This is a genomic window from Salinivibrio costicola subsp. alcaliphilus, assembly GCF_001996185.1.
GTDB lineage: Bacteria > Pseudomonadota > Gammaproteobacteria > Enterobacterales > Vibrionaceae > Salinivibrio > Salinivibrio costicola.
In genome coordinates, this window is the sequence record NZ_MUFR01000019.1 from 26434 (window position 1) to 41734 (window position 15301).

Annotated in this window: 17 protein-coding genes; 15 read left to right on the top strand and 2 right to left on the bottom strand. The window is 49.9% G+C overall.

Going from position 1 to position 15301, the window contains the following annotated elements; genetic code table 11:
• The first annotated feature begins 49 nt into the window (after positions 1 to 49).
• Positions 50 to 1354: an isocitrate lyase gene (aceA, locus tag BZJ21_RS08210; protein ID WP_021022908.1), complete on the top strand. Its 1305-nt coding sequence runs from the start codon at positions 50 to 52 to the stop codon at positions 1352 to 1354.
• A 57-nt stretch (positions 1355 to 1411) separates the two neighbouring features.
• Here the strand turns inward: aceA and BZJ21_RS08215 are convergent, their stop codons facing one another.
• Positions 1412 to 1852 carry a CBS domain-containing protein gene (locus BZJ21_RS08215; protein ID WP_077660461.1) on the bottom strand — a complete coding sequence of 147 codons (441 nt, stop codon included), beginning with the start codon at positions 1850 to 1852 and terminating at the stop codon, positions 1412 to 1414.
• A 314-nt stretch (positions 1853 to 2166) separates the two neighbouring features.
• Here BZJ21_RS08215 and queA point away from each other — a divergent pair, with 314 nt between their 5' ends.
• The 5 genes from queA (at position 2167) to secF (ending at position 7661) form a co-directional block, all read left to right on the top strand.
• Entirely contained in the window at positions 2167 to 3225 is a 1059-nt protein-coding gene (queA, locus tag BZJ21_RS08220) for a tRNA preQ1(34) S-adenosylmethionine ribosyltransferase-isomerase QueA (protein ID WP_077669527.1), read from the top strand.
• A gap of 107 nt (positions 3226 to 3332) precedes the next feature.
• Positions 3333 to 4454: a tRNA guanosine(34) transglycosylase Tgt gene (gene tgt / locus BZJ21_RS08225; protein WP_021022911.1), complete on the top strand. Its 1122-nt coding sequence runs from the start codon at positions 3333 to 3335 to the stop codon at positions 4452 to 4454.
• 36 nt (positions 4455 to 4490) lie between these two features.
• Positions 4491 to 4820, top strand: a complete 330-nt coding sequence (gene yajC / locus BZJ21_RS08230; RefSeq protein ID WP_021022912.1) for a preprotein translocase subunit YajC — start codon at positions 4491 to 4493, stop codon at positions 4818 to 4820.
• Between the two features lie 27 nt (positions 4821 to 4847).
• Complete coding sequence (gene secD / locus BZJ21_RS08235) at positions 4848 to 6701, top strand: protein translocase subunit SecD (protein WP_077460262.1); 1854 nt, start codon at positions 4848 to 4850, stop codon at positions 6699 to 6701.
• A 12-nt stretch (positions 6702 to 6713) separates the two neighbouring features.
• Complete coding sequence (gene secF / locus BZJ21_RS08240) at positions 6714 to 7661, top strand: protein translocase subunit SecF (RefSeq protein WP_021022914.1); 948 nt, start codon at positions 6714 to 6716, stop codon at positions 7659 to 7661.
• Between the two features lie 135 nt (positions 7662 to 7796).
• Here secF and suhB read toward each other — a convergent pair whose 3' ends face one another.
• Complete coding sequence (gene suhB / locus BZJ21_RS08245; RefSeq protein WP_077669528.1) at positions 7797 to 8600, bottom strand: inositol-1-monophosphatase; 804 nt, start codon at positions 8598 to 8600, stop codon at positions 7797 to 7799.
• Positions 8601 to 8837: 237 nt separating this feature from the next.
• Here suhB and trmJ point away from each other — a divergent pair, with 237 nt between their 5' ends.
• From trmJ to iscX, 9 genes are all read left to right on the top strand, one after another.
• Positions 8838 to 9602 (top strand): tRNA (cytosine(32)/uridine(32)-2'-O)-methyltransferase TrmJ, encoded by a 765-nt coding sequence (trmJ, locus tag BZJ21_RS08250; protein WP_077669529.1) that lies wholly within the window; start codon positions 8838 to 8840, stop codon positions 9600 to 9602.
• Positions 9603 to 9724: 122 nt separating this feature from the next.
• Entirely contained in the window at positions 9725 to 10246 is a 522-nt protein-coding gene (iscR, locus tag BZJ21_RS08255; protein WP_021022917.1) for a Fe-S cluster assembly transcriptional regulator IscR, read from the top strand.
• Positions 10247 to 10276: 30 nt separating this feature from the next.
• A complete protein-coding gene (locus BZJ21_RS08260) occupies positions 10277 to 11491 on the top strand; it encodes an IscS subfamily cysteine desulfurase (protein ID WP_077460264.1) in 1215 nt (404 codons plus the stop codon).
• Between the two features lie 53 nt (positions 11492 to 11544).
• The gene (iscU, locus tag BZJ21_RS08265; RefSeq protein ID WP_025744586.1) at positions 11545 to 11928 is read left to right on the top strand and encodes a Fe-S cluster assembly scaffold IscU; all 384 of its coding nucleotides are present in this window, start codon (positions 11545 to 11547) and stop codon (positions 11926 to 11928) included.
• 21 nt (positions 11929 to 11949) lie between these two features.
• Positions 11950 to 12273 carry an iron-sulfur cluster assembly protein IscA gene (iscA, locus tag BZJ21_RS08270; RefSeq protein ID WP_021022920.1) on the top strand — a complete coding sequence of 108 codons (324 nt, stop codon included), beginning with the start codon at positions 11950 to 11952 and terminating at the stop codon, positions 12271 to 12273.
• A gap of 13 nt (positions 12274 to 12286) precedes the next feature.
• Positions 12287 to 12799 (top strand): co-chaperone HscB, encoded by a 513-nt coding sequence (gene hscB, locus BZJ21_RS08275; protein ID WP_077669530.1) that lies wholly within the window; start codon positions 12287 to 12289, stop codon positions 12797 to 12799.
• A 45-nt stretch (positions 12800 to 12844) separates the two neighbouring features.
• The gene (gene hscA / locus BZJ21_RS08280; RefSeq protein ID WP_077669531.1) at positions 12845 to 14695 is read left to right on the top strand and encodes a Fe-S protein assembly chaperone HscA; all 1851 of its coding nucleotides are present in this window, start codon (positions 12845 to 12847) and stop codon (positions 14693 to 14695) included.
• A 2-nt stretch (positions 14696 to 14697) separates the two neighbouring features.
• Positions 14698 to 15036, top strand: a complete 339-nt coding sequence (gene fdx, locus BZJ21_RS08285) for an ISC system 2Fe-2S type ferredoxin (RefSeq protein WP_077460267.1) — start codon at positions 14698 to 14700, stop codon at positions 15034 to 15036.
• Between the two features lie 29 nt (positions 15037 to 15065).
• Complete coding sequence (iscX, locus tag BZJ21_RS08290; protein ID WP_077460268.1) at positions 15066 to 15266, top strand: Fe-S cluster assembly protein IscX; 201 nt, start codon at positions 15066 to 15068, stop codon at positions 15264 to 15266.
• The last annotated feature ends 35 nt before the right edge of the window (positions 15267 to 15301 follow it).

The window sequence follows — 15301 nt, forward strand, 5'->3', positions numbered from 1 at the left end:
AATGAAAGCGAAGGGCTGACAAGGCTCTGCCAACAAAGAGGAATGGAACATGACTTTGACTCGCCAACAACAAATCGCGCAACTGGAAAAGGATTGGGCTGAAAATCCACGCTGGAAAAACGTAAAGCGAACGTACACCGCTGAAGAAGTGGTCAGTATGCGCGGCTCTTTTGTCCCCGAGAATACCATTGCTAAACGCGGCGCAGCTAAGCTGTGGGACCTTGTTAACGGCAGTGCGAAAAAAGGCTATGTTAACTGCTTGGGCGCGTTAACGGGTGGCCAAGCTGTGCAGCAAGCAAAAGCCGGCATTGAAGCTATTTACTTGTCAGGCTGGCAAGTGGCAGCGGACAATAACACAGCGTCCAGCATGTATCCGGACCAGTCACTGTATCCAGTTGACTCAGTCCCCTCGGTTGTTAAACGTATCAACAATGCTTTTCGCCGCGCGGATCAAATACAGTGGTCAAAAGGTGGGACCCCAGAAGAGGGTACTGATTATTTTCTCCCTATTGTTGCCGATGCCGAAGCTGGCTTTGGTGGTGTACTCAACGCCTATGAGTTGATGCGCAATATGATTGAGGCAGGTGCAGCAGGCGTCCACTTTGAAGATCAATTGGCGTCAGTGAAAAAGTGTGGTCACATGGGTGGAAAGGTATTGGTGCCAACCCAAGAAGCCGTGCAAAAGCTGGTTGCAGCGCGTTTGGCGGCGGATGTTGCAGGGACTGACACGCTCGTGATTGCCCGTACCGATGCTAATGCGGCTGATCTGCTTACCTCAGACTGCGACCCTTATGATAAAGACTTTATTGCAGGTGAGCGCACCGCAGAAGGTTTTTATCGCGTGCGTCCAGGGATTGAACAAGCGATTTCCCGTGGTCTCGCTTATGCACCGTATGCTGATTTGATTTGGTGTGAAACCGCGACACCGGATCTGGAAGAAGCACGTCAATTTGCCGAGGCGATTCATGCGCAATATCCGGATCAATTATTGGCATATAACTGCTCGCCATCCTTTAACTGGGAAAAGAACTTGGATGCCGACACCATCGCTCGTTTCCAGCAAGCGCTGTCCGACATGGGTTACAAGTATCAGTTCATCACCTTAGCGGGCATTCACAACATGTGGTACAACATGTTCGATCTTGCCCACGCTTATGCGCAAGGTGAGGGAATGCGCCATTATGTAGAGAAGGTACAGCGACCTGAATTTTCTGCGGCGGAGCGTGGTTACACGTTTGTGGCTCACCAGCAGGAGGTCGGTACTGGCTATTTTGACCAGATGACTAATATTATCCAAGGCGGTCAATCTTCGGTAACCGCACTGACGGGCTCAACGGAAGAAGATCAGTTTTAATTAAAACCGTTATCATGGAAATGAAGCCAGAAAGGGAGTGGAAACACTCCCTTTTGTTTATTCACCTTCTTCCATCGGCTCGCTTTCTTCTTGAATTTCGAGCAAGGTCGACGCAATGGCGACAAAGTCACTATCAGTAATGATCCCAACAAGGCGTTGATTTCTAATCACGGGTAAACACCCTATTTTACGCGCTAACATTGATAATGCTGCGGCACGTAACGACGCCTCTGGCGAGACGGTGACAAGTTGCTTATCGGTAAATTGTGCGAGTGGGGTATGGATTTGATGATCGCCATTGGTTGCTCTTCCTAAAGACGATGCCTGGGCTGAAAGCACATCGCGCTGGGTAACTAGCCCAAGCAAGCGTTCATTATCATCGACGATGGGTAAGTGACGGAAGCGTTCCGCGCGCATTAAGCGGTGGGCATCATCAAGCGTATGATCCGGACTCAGTGTATGTGGATGGCGAGTCATCATATCATCAACGGTAAACATGGCACCTCCTTGTTATCAGTGCACAGGATTAATTTAACTGTAGTGCACTTGGCACGGGGTGGACGTGATACACATCAATTATCTGCGCGAGGCTATTATCCGCAAAAGGCTATTATTCGCAAAAGGCAATGATCTGCAAAAGGACATCATCCGCGAAAGTTAATCATCCGCCAAAGTTAATCATCCGGCAAAGGCTTCAAACGTAAATATCGCCATGCTATTAATGCGCACTGAAACGATTGCCTGCTTCGCTCGCTTGATATTCACGGTGGGCTACCTATACTAGCGGCCTGCTTTTTATCTAGGCAAACGTCATGCAATTATCCGATTTTCACTTTGAACTCCCTGATGAGTTGATTGCGCGCTATCCACAGCCGGATCGCAGTGCAAGTCGCTTATTGTCACTTGATGGCACCAGCGGTGAGGTAGCGCATCGTCAGTTTAAAGATATCCTCGAACTGGTTGAACCTGGGGATTTGATGGTGTTCAACAACACACGTGTGATCCCTGCACGCGTGTATGGCCGCAAAGCCTCGGGTGGAAAAATAGAGGTGCTGGTGGAGCGTGTGCTCGACGAACGTCGTTTCCTTGCCCACGTGCGCGCGTCTAAAGCGCCAAAACCCGGTGCTGAATTATTCCTCGGTGATGACGGACAGATCCCGGCAGAGATGGTGGCACGCCATGACGCCCTGTTCGAAATCCAGCTAAACAGCGATAAAGGCGTAGTGGATACACTCAACGACATCGGTCATATGCCGTTGCCGCCGTATATCGACCGTCCTGATGAAGAAAGCGATAAAGAGCGTTATCAAACCGTGTATAACCAAAAACCTGGGGCGGTGGCTGCGCCAACGGCGGGATTACACTTTGATGATGCCATTATGGCAACGCTCAAAGAAAAAGGCGTCAATATTGCCTTTGTTACTTTGCATGTGGGCGCCGGAACATTCCAACCGGTTCGGGTCGACAACATTGAAGAGCACATCATGCATGCCGAGTATGCTGAAGTGCCTCAAGAGGTGGTCGATGCGGTCAATCAAACGCGTGCACAAGGTAAACGCGTGATTGCGGTGGGGACCACGTCAGTACGGTCATTGGAAAGTGCAGCACAAGCGGCGAAGCAAAAAGGTGAATCACTGGCGCCATTTTTTAATGACACCCAGATTTTTATCTATCCCGGTTACCAGTGGCAGCTAGTGGATGTGCTTGTCACCAACTTCCACTTGCCGGAATCAACCTTGATCATGCTGGTGAGTTCTTTTGCCGGTTACGAACATACCATGGCCGCTTATCGCGCGGCAGTTGAAGCGCGCTATCGCTTTTTCAGCTATGGCGATGCCATGTTTATAACCCGTCAGCAACAACCTGATTAATTAAGTTCACGCGAAGCCTGGCTTCGTGTGATCTAAGCTTGCGGCAGGGTAAACCTTGTTAGCATAAGACACACGCCAGACTGTTTCTCTGGCACTGAGGAGGATTCGTGGAATACGAACTGAAGAAAACCGATGGACGCGCCCGCCGTGGCCGTTTGATTTTTGAGCGCGGCACGGTCGAAACCCCGGCATTTATGCCCGTGGGGACCTATGGCACCGTAAAAGGCATGACCCCTGAAGAAGTGAAAGGCACCGGGGCTGAGATCTTACTCGGTAATACCTTTCACCTATGGTTACGTCCGGGGCAAGAAGTTATGCGACTGCATGGGGATTTGCATGACTTTATGCAGTGGCATGGCCCTATTTTAACCGACTCTGGCGGCTTCCAAGTTTTTAGCTTAGGAGATATCCGTAAAATCACTGAAGAAGGAGTGCATTTTCGTAACCCGGTTAACGGTGATCGGATTTTCATGGATGCGGAAAAATCCATGGAGATCCAATACGACCTTGGCTCAGACATCGTGATGATCTTTGATGAGTGTACCCCGTATCCTGCGACGCACGCTGAAGCGAAAAAGTCGATGGAGATGTCACTGCGCTGGGCCAAGCGTAGTCGCAATCATTTTGACAAACTTGGTAACAAAAATGCGCTGTTCGGCATTGTGCAAGGTGGTGTATATGAAGACTTACGCGATGTGTCGGTAGAAGGCCTAACTGAGATTGGCTTTGATGGTTACGCCGTTGGCGGACTTGCCGTCGGTGAGCCAAAAGAAGATATGCATCGCATCTTGGAGCATACCTGCCCGCAGTTGCCGGAAGACAAACCCCGTTATCTAATGGGAGTGGGTAAACCGGAAGACCTCGTGGAAGGGGTGCGTCGTGGCGTTGATATGTTCGATTGCGTGATGCCGACCCGAAATGCTCGAAATGGTCACCTATTTATTACCGGTGGTGTGATCAAGATCCGTAATGCGAAACATAAAAGTGATACCTCGCCTCTGGATCCTGAGTGTGACTGTTACACTTGCCGCCATTATAGCCGTGCCTATCTTTACCACTTAGACCGTTGTAATGAAATCCTCGGTGCGCGACTCAATACTATCCATAACTTGCGTTATTATCAGCGCGTCATGGAAGGTTTGCGTAACGCGATTGACGAAGGTAGATTAGATGCCTTTGTAGCGGATTTCTACGCGCGTCGTGGCAAGGAAGTGCCACCGCTCGATTGATTTCGAATTCAACAACTAAAACGAGGACGTGATTGAATGTTTATCTCACAAGCTCACGCAGCGGCTGAAGCCGGCCCACAAGGTGGCGGTATGCAGCTTTTTATTATGCTTGGTCTCTTTGCGGTTATTTTCTATTTTATGATTTATCGCCCGCAATCTAAGCGTGTTAAAGAGCATAAAAACCTAATGGCATCCATGAGCAAAGGAGACGAAGTACTGACCGGTGGTGGTTTGGTGGGTAAAATCACCCAAATTGCTGAAGACAATGACTTTATTGTTATTGCTCTTAACGACAATAACGAAGTGACCATTAAAAAAGACTTCGTGACGGCAGTACTGCCCAAAGGTACTATCCAGTCTCTCTAATTCTCGCAACCATAAAGGATGCATGCTGTGCTAAACCGTTATCCTTTGTGGAAGTACATCATGGTGCTAATAGCCTTGGTTATTGGCATCGTGTATGCGCTTCCCAATTTATACGGTGAAGATCCAGCAGTACAAATTTCCGGGGCGCGTGGCGCCTCGGTAGATATGACTGCGCTGGACTCCATCAAACAAACCCTCGAATCTAATGACCTCTCCTACCAATCCATTGCGCTTGAAGACGGCACTGTCTTAGCTCGCTTTAAAGACACTGAATCGCAAATCAGTGCTCGTGATGCGTTGATGTCTCGCTTTGATAGCAATAACTATGTGGTCGCATTAAACCTGGCGCCAGCGACCCCTTCTTGGTTGGACGCCCTTGGCGCAACACCAATGAAATTGGGACTCGATTTACGTGGCGGGGTACACTTCTTAATGGAAGTGGACATGGACGCTGCGCTAGAAAAGTTGATTACCCAGCAAGAAGACAGCTTTCGTACTGATTTACGTGAAGCGCGCATTCGCTATCGTGGTTTACGTGTCGAAGATAACACGCGCGTAATGGTTAACTTGCGTAACGCAGAAGACACCAATAAAGCGCTCGAGCTACTGTCGAACAATTATCGGGATATGAACTTCTCGATTGATGAAGACGACGGCACCTTAACCGCGGTGTACAAAGAAGAGCGATTAAAAGAAATCCGTAACTACGCGGTGGCGCAAAACATCACTATTTTGCGTAATCGTGTCAATGAGCTCGGGGTCGCAGAGCCTTTGGTCCAACGTCAAGGTGCGAGTCGCATCGTGGTTGAGTTGCCAGGTGTACAAGATACGGCCCGAGCAAAAGAAATTCTCGGCGCGACCGCTACCTTGGAATTTCGTGAAGTTGACCAAGATGCCGATTTATCTGCAGCGATGGCAGGGCGTGTTCCGCCGGGTAGTGAGCTAATGAGCTCGCGTGACGGGCGTCCTGCAGTATTGAAAAAGCGGGTCATCTTAACCGGTTCACACATCACAGACGCCAGTTCATCACGTGATGAGTACAGTCGCCCACAGGTGAATATCTCGCTCGACAGCGAGGGCGGTGACAAAATGTCTGACTTCAGTAAGCGTAACATTGGCGAGCTGATGGCAACGGTATTTGCTGAGTACAAAGACAGTGGTGAGCGTGACGAAAATGGCAAAGTGATCTTGGAAAAACACGAAGAAGTGATTAACCAAGCGACCATTCAATCGGCATTAGGCCGTGACTTTCGCATAACTGGGATCGACTCAGCAGCTGAAGCTCACAACCTTGCGTTATTGCTACGTGCCGGTGCGTTGATTGCGCCCATTTCGATTGTTGAAGAACGCACCATAGGTCCATCCATGGGGCAGCAAAACATCAATATGGGTATACAAGCCTGTTTATGGGGCCTCGTTGCAGTCATGCTGTTTACACTGGTGTATTACCGCCGCTTCGGCTTGTTTGCTAACTGTGCCTTGTTCGCGAATATCATCTTGATTATTGGGATTATGTCGCTTATTCCGGGCGCCACCATGACGCTACCGGGCATTGCCGGTATTGTCTTAACCGTGGGGATGGCGGTGGATGCTAACGTGCTTATTTTTGAACGTATTCGAGAAGAGCTGCACGAAGGGCGTAGTCCACAACATGCGATTGATCGGGGTTATTCCAACGCCTTTAGTACCATTGCCGATGCTAATATTACCACGCTGATTACGGCGATCATCTTGTTTGCTGTGGGTACTGGCGCAATTAAAGGTTTCGCGGTGACACTATCGATTGGTATTTTGACCTCCATGTTTACCGCTATCGTGGGAACGCGTGCACTGGTAAATCTTGTGTATGGCGGCAAGCGCGTCGAAAAACTGTCGATTTAAGGGAGCCCAAGCATGTTTCAAATATTTAAACCGGACATGTCGATCAACTTTATGCGTTGGTCTAAAGTGGCCTTCGTGTTCTCGATCTTCATGATTGCGGCGTCTGTGGTCACCTTATCAACCAAATGGTTGAATTGGGGGCTCGATTTTACCGGCGGTACCTTGATTGAAGTCGGTTTTGAACAACCGGCTGATCTTGCCCTAATCCGTGATTCGTTATCCGCTGAAGGCTTTGGCGATGCGGTGGTGCAAAACTTTGGTAGCGCCACGGACGTGATGGTTCGGCTGCGTCCACGTGATGACATGGAAGGTGAAAACCTCGGTAATGAGGTACTGAATGCCATCAAAGCCGGTACCGGTGATAACGTCGAGATGCGCCGCATCGAATTTGTCGGCCCCAATGTCGGGGACGAGCTGACCGAAGCGGGTGGCTTGGCAATCATCATTGCATTGGTTTGTATCCTGATTTATGTCTCGTTCCGTTTCGAATGGCGTCTAGCTTCCGGTGCCGTCATGGCACTGGCTCACGATGTGATTATTACGCTGGGGATTTTCTCTCTGTTCGACGTGGAGGTGGATCTCACTATCGTCGCTGCTTTGCTGACAGTCGTGGGCTACTCGCTTAACGATACCATTGTGGTGTTTGACCGTATTCGTGAGAACTTCCGCAAGCTTCGTAAAGGCGAGTCAGACGAAATCATCAATGCGTCTGTTTCACAAACCCTAAGTCGGACAACCATTACTTCAGGCACTACCTTGTTTGTGGTGATTTCGCTCTTTACCTTGGGTGGGTCGATGATCCATGGGTTTGCCATGGCACTGTTGATTGGTATTACCGTCGGGACATACTCATCGATTTATGTCGCTTCGGCGCTGGCCTTGAAACTCGGTATTGCGCGCGAGCACCTCTTGATCCCTGAAGTGGAAAAAGAAGGGGAAGAGTTCGACGCGATGCCTTAACCACGCTTGCCCTGTGCTTAGAGTGGGGCTATGCAGTGACCAAGTGGCGAATTGTTTACAAGCCGTCATCTTCTTCAGGCACAAAAAAGCGGCGCTCATTGAGCGCCGCTTTTTATTAATATCTTATCGGTGTCTTTATTTTTTCATCGACTCAGGCGCGTGTTCGCGAACTTTGGCGAGTATACCTTTCACCACACGTGCGCCACCGCTGACAATATTGCCAGAGCGCATATAGTCGGTACCGCCGTTAAAGTCAGTGCAAATGGCACCCGCTTCGCGCGCAATTAACTCACCCGCAGCCAGATCCCAAGGCTTAAGGCCTAGTTCAAAGAAGCCGTCAACACGGCCCGCGGCAACGTAGCAAAGATCGAGCGCTGCCGATCCAGTACGACGGAAGTCAGCACAATCGACAAACAACGCCCCAACAACGGCGATAAAGCCTTCAGCGTGCTGTTTAGCTTTAAACGGGAAGCCGGTCGCTAAGAGGGTGCCGTCAAGCTCTTTGGCGCTGCCAGTACGGATACGTTTGTTATTGAGTTGTGCGCCAGAACCACGTTGAGCGGTAAATAGCTCATTGCGGATAGGATCGTAAACGCAACCAATTTCTGTACGGCCTTTAATGCGCACAGCAATGGAAACGCAGAAATGCGGGAAGTCGTTAATGAAGTTAGTGGTGCCATCCAGTGGGTCGATGATCCATTGATAATCGCTATCTTTGCCTTCCGCCACGCCTGACTCTTCGCCAACGATGGTGTGGTCCGGATATGACTTTTTAATAATATCGATAATGATTTGTTCCGCCGCTTTGTCGACATTAGTGACGAAGTCATTAGTGCCTTTTTGTGCGGTTTCGATGTTGTCTTTGTTTTCTGCAGATTTAGCGATAAAATCGCCAGCCTTCCGTGCAGCACGGACGGCGATGTTTAGCATCGGATGCATACGGTTTTCCCAACGGATGTTAAAGAACGAAAGCGGGGCGGAGTATAACAGAGCCAGAGCAAAAGGAAAGTGGGTATTTTTTAACCGTCAATAAGCGCGTGCTCTCTGCTAAATATGACGCCAGCCGCAGGCTTAGCTGAGAAGTATTATCGATTGCACTGTGATAAACTGCGCAGATCTGACAGACCGCTGCCCATCCCATCCAAGATGGACAGAGCAAGAGACGAAAACAACATCATGCTAGATCAAATTCGCGTTGTATTAGTAGGCACGTCCCACTCCGGAAACATTGGCTCAGCCGCCCGAGCGATGAAAGTCATGGGACTGACCAACATGACATTAGTGGCGCCTGGCTGTGAAGTAGACGGTCAAGCCATTGCCTTAGCCGCAGGGGCCAGTGATATTGCCAATAACGCGAGAGTGGTGAATACGCTTGAAGAAGCGGTGGCCGATTGTGGCCTAGTGATAGGCACCAGCGCAAGAAGCCGAACATTAGAATGGCCGATGCTGGATGCGCGAGCGTGCGGCCAAAAAGCCATTCAAGAAGCCGCAACACATCCGGTTGCCATCGTTTTTGGCCGAGAGCGAACTGGCTTAACCAATGAAGAGCTGCAAACATGTCACTATCATGTTTCGATTCCATCCAATCCAGACTACAGCTCTTTGAATTTGGCCATGGCTGTGCAAACGCTGTGTTATGAAATGCGTGTCGCCTGGTTGGACAGTCAAGCCTATCAAGGCCCAACCCTTGAACAAGACTATCCGCTGAACCAAGATTTGGCGCGTTTTTATACACACCTCGAAACGGTTCTTACTAAAACAGGGTTTATCCGTACTCAGCACCCTGGCATGGTCATGACGAAACTACGTCGCTTATTTAATCGCGCGCGTTTAGAGAGTCAGGAACTCAATATTTTACGAGGCGTGCTGTCTTCGGTGGAAAAGGAGACCAAACAGGCGGCATCGAGCGAGCAAAATACCGATAATCACTCCCCACGTTGATCCTTTCAAATGAGGCGTCGTACACCTTGGTGAAAACTTGACAAAAATACTCAGGTAAATACTTGACCAAAATACTCGGGTATGTAACCATTTGAGCATCTATTCACCACAGGTAGCGTGTTATGAGATTGACTTCGAAAGGCCGTTATGCGGTTACCGCCATGCTCGACGTGGCGCTTCATGCCGAGCAGGGCCCTGTGCCCCTGGCGGACATCTCTGAGCGTCAAGGCATTTCCTTGTCTTATCTTGAGCAACTTTTTTCACGGCTCCGTAAGTCGGGACTGGTCAGCAGTGTTCGTGGTCCAGGCGGTGGTTATCGTCTCGGGATAGCAGCCAACGAGATTGCCGTTGGCGCGGTGATTGCCGCGGTTGACGAATCGGTTGATGCGACAAAATGCCAAGGTAAAGCAGATTGCCAAGGCGGAACCCGTTGTTTGACACACACCTTGTGGCACGACTTAAGTGCTCGTATTAGCGGTTTTCTAAACGACATCACGCTCGGTGAGCTGATGCATGATAACGAAGTGAAGCAAGTAGCAGATCGTCAGGATGCTAAACTGGACGCCTCATTGGCGCCAAGAAACACGTTTAGCTCGAAGGTCAAACAAGATAGCGCCACCATAGGCGTGAACGTTCGCTCCTGATGACCAATGTCGGTGTAATTGGAGAAAAACATGAAATTGCCCATATATTTTGATTATTCAGCCACGTGTCCGGTTGATCCGCGCGTTGCTGAAAAAATGAGTCAGCATCTGACCATGGACGGGGTCTTCGGTAACCCAGCCTCTCGCTCGCACCGTTTTGGTTGGCAAGCAGAAGAAGCCGTTGATACCGCACGCGAAAACATTGCCGATTATTGCAATGCCGATCCGCGTGAGATCGTGTTCACCTCTGGCGCGACGGAATCAGACAACCTAGCCATTAAAGGTATTGCCAATTTCTACTCGAAAAAAGGCAAGCACATCATTACCTGCAAGACCGAGCACAAAGCGGTACTTGATCCATGCCGGCAGCTAGAGCGAGAAGGCTTTGAAGTCACCTACCTCGACCTAGAAGAAAACGGCTTAGTTGATCTGAAAAAGCTAGAAGCGGCGATGCGTGATGACACCATTTTGGTTTCTATCATGCACGTGAATAACGAAATTGGCGTGATTCAAGACGTTTCGGCTATCGGCGAATTATGCCGCGAGCGCAAGATCATGTTCCACGTGGATGCTGCACAATCTGTGGGCAAAGTGCCTTTAGATGTGAAAGAAATGAAAATTGATCTGATTTCTTTCAGCGCGCACAAAGCTTACGGACCAAAAGGCATCGGCGCTTTGTATGTTCGCCGTAAGCCACGGGTGCGTATTGAGGCGCAAATGCACGGTGGTGGTCACGAGCGTGGTATGCGCTCAGGCACCTTACCGACCCACCAAATTGTGGGTATGGGTGAAGCCTTCCGTATCGCTAAAGAAGAGCGTGAAAAAGATTTTGAACATGCACTTGCGTTACGTAATCGCTTTTATGACGGCGTCAAAGATTTAGAAGAAGTTTACGTTAATGGTGATTTGGAGCAGCGCGTTCCACACAACTTGAACGTGAGCTTTGCCTTTGTTGAAGGTGAGTCTTTGTTGATGGCGCTAAAAGATCTGGCGGTATCGTCTGGGTCGGCGTGTACATCAGCAAGCCTTGAGCCTTCTTATGTTCTTCGTGCGCTAGGACGCGACGATGAGCTAGCACACAGCTCACTACGTTTTTCATTTGGTCGTTTTACTACTGAAGAAGAAGTGGATTACGCGATTGAAAAAGTCCGTGAGGCCGTGAACAAGCTGCGAGAAATGTCACCACTTTGGGACATGTACAAAGACGGTATTGATTTAAGTACCGTTGAATGGGCGCACCACTAATACGAAAAACGCGCCAACTGGCAACAGTGAGCAATCATATTGAGGAAACAATTATGGCTTACAGCGAAAAAGTAATTGACCACTACGAAAACCCACGTAACGTTGGCTCGTTTGAAAAAGGCGATCCATCCGTCGGTAACGGCATGGTCGGTGCCCCTGCATGTGGCGACGTCATGAAGCTACAAATCAAGGTGAATGACGAAGGCATCATCGAAGACGCTAAATTTAAAACCTATGGCTGCGGGTCAGCGATCGCATCGAGCTCGTTGGTCACCGAATGGGTAAAAGGCCGTTCGATTGACGATGCCGCTGCAATCAAAAACTCTGAGATTGCGGAAGAGCTTGAGCTGCCACCGGTTAAAGTCCACTGCTCTATCTTAGCGGAAGACGCCATTAAAGCAGCAGTTAGCGACTACAAGAAAAAACACCAGCAGTAAAACGAAGGGGTTGTTGATACTATGGCTATTACCATGACACAAGCGGCATCAGATCGCGTAAGAGCGTTTCTAGACAACCGTGGAAAGGGCATTGGCTTGCGTCTTGGCGTACGGACGTCAGGATGTTCTGGCATGGCCTATGTCATTGAATTTGCTGATGAGCTTCAAGAAGGTGATCAGGTATTCGAATACGATGACGTCAAGGTAATCGTCGATGGCAAGAGCTTGCTCTATCTCGAAGGGACAGAGTTAGATTTTGTCAAAGAAGGCCTAAATGAAGGTTTTCAGTTCAACAACCCTAACGTCAGTAGCGAATGTGGTTGTGGCGAAAGCTTCAACGTGTAATACGTGAGAGCACATGAATCATTTTGAACTCTTCGGGCTACCGTATCAGTTTGAGCTGGACGGTAGCTCGCTTTCTTCAACGTTTCGGGAGCTGCAACGCCAGTATCACCCAGATAACGTTGCTAGCCAAGACGATAAAACGCGTCTTCAGGCGGTGCAGAAAGCCTCGCAAATTAACGATGCGTTTCAGACGTTGAAAGATCCCGTTCGACGCGCTGAATATATGCTGACGTTACAAAGCATTGATATAAAAGACGAACAGCAAACGATGCAGGATCCTGAGTTCTTAATGCAGCAAATGACACTGCGTGAAGAACTGGAGTCGATCACTGATAGCCAAGACGATGCTGCGTTATTTGATTTTGGCGCAAAAGCACAAGCGCTTTATGATGCCTTGATCAAAGAGGTTAAGCAGGCACTCGCTGCTTCTCAATGGCAAGAGGCGGCAGTGATTGTGCGCAAGCTTAAGTTTGCAGAGAAGCTTTGCTCCGAAGTGGAGCGCGTCGAAGATGAGCTGATGAGCTGATCGGCACTATTCGCCTGTCAACGCAGTAAAGTTTAAGGATTAGACATGGCACTGTTACAGATTTCAGAGCCCGGTCAAAGTGCCGCGCCGCATGAACACAAGCATGCAGTCGGCATCGATTTGGGTACGACCAACACTTTGGTTGCCACGGTACGAAGCGGTGTCGCAACCACCTTGAACGATGAACACGATCGATCACTGATCCCGTCGGTGGTCCACTATGGTGGTGATGCCATTTCAGTGGGTTATGATGCCCTTCCTCATGTGCAAACGGATAGTGCCAACACCCTGGTATCGGTCAAGCGCATGATGGGGCGCTCTTTGGATGACGTCCAGACACGTTATCCGCAACTTCCTTATCGGTTTTCACAAACTGAAAATGGCCTGCCACAAGTCGAGACACGACGTGGTGCCATCAACCCAGTTCAAGGCTCGTCCGATATTTTGCGGGCGGTACGTGAACGTGCAGAAGTCAGCTTGGGTGATGCGCTTGAAGGCGTGGTGATCACTGTTCCAGCTTATTTTGATGATGCGCAGCGAGCAGGCACCAAAGATGCTGCGACACTCGCGGGCCTGAATGTACTCCGTTTACTCAATGAGCCAACCGCAGCGGCCATTGCTTACGGGCTCGACTCGGGCCAAGAGGGCGTGATTGCTGTGTATGATCTCGGGGGCGGGACCTTCGATATATCGATTCTCCGTCTCTCCCAAGGCGTGTTTGAAGTCATGGCCACCGGGGGCGATTCAGCACTAGGTGGGGATGATTTTGACCACCTGCTCGAGCAATGGATCTGTGAGCAAGCCGGGTTTGAAACCCTCAGTGGTGATGAGCGCCGTACGGTGCTCCACGCAGCGACACAGGCTAAAATCGCATTGTCTTCCTCCGCCAGTACCGACATTGACGTACTCGGTTGGCAAGGTACGCTGACACGTGACACCTTTGATGCCTTGGTCGCCCCTTTGGTTAAAAAGACCTTGATGTCGTGCCGTCGTGCGCTTAAAGACGCCGGCGTCAGTGCCGATGAAATCCTAGAAGTCGTGATGGTCGGCGGGTCAACCCGGGTACCGGCCGTTCGCCATCAAGTCGGCGACTTCTTTGGTCGTGAACCGTTAACCAGTATCGACCCAGATAAAGTGGTCGCGATAGGTGCCGCAACACAAGCGGATATTTTGGTCGGCAATAAGCCCGACTCTGACATGTTGTTGCTGGACGTGATCCCGCTTTCGCTCGGCATTGAAACCATGGGCGGCCTGGTAGAAAAAATCATTCCACGCAATACCACCATTCCTGTGGCGAAAGCCCAAGAGTTCACCACGTTTAAAGACGGTCAAACCGGCATGAAAGTGCACGTGGTACAAGGTGAACGTGAAATGGTGGATGATTGCCGCTCGTTGGCGCGTTTCTCCTTAAAAGGCATTCCACCGATGACCGCGGGGGCAGCCCATGTCCGCGTGACCTACCAAGTGGATGCCGACGGTTTGCTGTCTGTGTCGGCCATGGAAAAGTCGACTGGTGTGGCCTCGTCGATCCAGGTTAAACCGTCTTACGGGCTCAATGATGACGAAATCGCCAACATGATCAAATCATCATTTACCCATGCGGAAGAAGACAAAGATGCCCGCTATTTGGCGGAGCAACGCGTTGAAGCCGATCGGGTGATCGAAGGCCTACTGGTCGCCATGCAACAAGACGGTGACACCTTGCTCGATCATAATGAGCAACAAGCGCTCGTGAACGAAATTGAAACATTGATCGCGCTGCGTAACGGCGATGATGGCGCTGCCATTGAAGCGGGAATCAAAGCACTAGATAAAGCCAGCCAGACCTTTGCGGCACGTCGTATGGACAAATCGATTCGTAATGCGTTGGCCGGTCAATCCATTGATGAGGTGTAATCATGCCTAAGATTATTGTTCTGCCGCACCACGAGTTATGCCCAGAAGGTGCGGAACTGGAAGGGAAAGAAGGGGAGACTGTCCTCGATGTGGCGCTAAAAAATGGCATTGGCATCGAGCACGCGTGTGAAAAGTCTTGCGCGTGTACTACCTGTCACATTGTGGTTCGCGAAGGCTTTGACTCGCTCGACGAAAGTGATGAGCTTGAAGATGACATGCTCGATAAAGCATGGGGACTTGAGCCAGAGTCCCGCTTGGGCTGTCAGGCGAAAATTACCGATGAAGATCTGGTGGTCGAAATTCCACGCTACACCCTAAACCATGCAGCGGAAAATCATTAATCTAATGCTGTAACGGACGGAGAAGCAAAATGAGTTTAAAATGGACGGATTCACTCGATATTGCGATTGAGCTGTGTGACGCTTACCCAGATGTCGATCCTAAAACAGTACGTTTTACCGACTTGCATCAATGGATCACCGAACTGGATGACTTTGACGATGATCCTGAGCGCTCGAATGAACGGATTTTGGAAGCGATCATTATGTGCTGGATGGATGAGCAAGACTGAGGGCTAGCTCTCGTGAGTGATTGATAATACTTGTG

Excerpts from the sequence above, each read along its gene's own strand:
- aceA (WP_021022908.1), top strand. The coding sequence starts at position 50 with ATGACTTTGACTCGCCAACAACAAATCGCGCAACTGGAAAAGGATTGG.
- BZJ21_RS08215 (WP_077660461.1), bottom strand. The coding sequence starts at position 1,852 with ATGTTTACCGTTGATGATATGATGACTCGCCATCCACATACACTGAGT.
- queA (WP_077669527.1), top strand. The coding sequence starts at position 2,167 with ATGCAATTATCCGATTTTCACTTTGAACTCCCTGATGAGTTGATTGCG.
- yajC (WP_021022912.1), top strand. The coding sequence starts at position 4,491 with ATGTTTATCTCACAAGCTCACGCAGCGGCTGAAGCCGGCCCACAAGGT.
- secF (WP_021022914.1), top strand. The coding sequence starts at position 6,714 with ATGTTTCAAATATTTAAACCGGACATGTCGATCAACTTTATGCGTTGG.
- suhB (WP_077669528.1), bottom strand. The coding sequence starts at position 8,600 with ATGCATCCGATGCTAAACATCGCCGTCCGTGCTGCACGGAAGGCTGGC.
- trmJ (WP_077669529.1), top strand. The coding sequence starts at position 8,838 with ATGCTAGATCAAATTCGCGTTGTATTAGTAGGCACGTCCCACTCCGGA.
- iscR (WP_021022917.1), top strand. The coding sequence starts at position 9,725 with ATGAGATTGACTTCGAAAGGCCGTTATGCGGTTACCGCCATGCTCGAC.
- BZJ21_RS08260 (WP_077460264.1), top strand. The coding sequence starts at position 10,277 with ATGAAATTGCCCATATATTTTGATTATTCAGCCACGTGTCCGGTTGAT.
- iscU (WP_025744586.1), top strand. The coding sequence starts at position 11,545 with ATGGCTTACAGCGAAAAAGTAATTGACCACTACGAAAACCCACGTAAC.
- iscA (WP_021022920.1), top strand. The coding sequence starts at position 11,950 with ATGGCTATTACCATGACACAAGCGGCATCAGATCGCGTAAGAGCGTTT.
- hscB (WP_077669530.1), top strand. The coding sequence starts at position 12,287 with ATGAATCATTTTGAACTCTTCGGGCTACCGTATCAGTTTGAGCTGGAC.
- hscA (WP_077669531.1), top strand. The coding sequence starts at position 12,845 with ATGGCACTGTTACAGATTTCAGAGCCCGGTCAAAGTGCCGCGCCGCAT.
- fdx (WP_077460267.1), top strand. The coding sequence starts at position 14,698 with ATGCCTAAGATTATTGTTCTGCCGCACCACGAGTTATGCCCAGAAGGT.
- iscX (WP_077460268.1), top strand. The coding sequence starts at position 15,066 with ATGAGTTTAAAATGGACGGATTCACTCGATATTGCGATTGAGCTGTGT.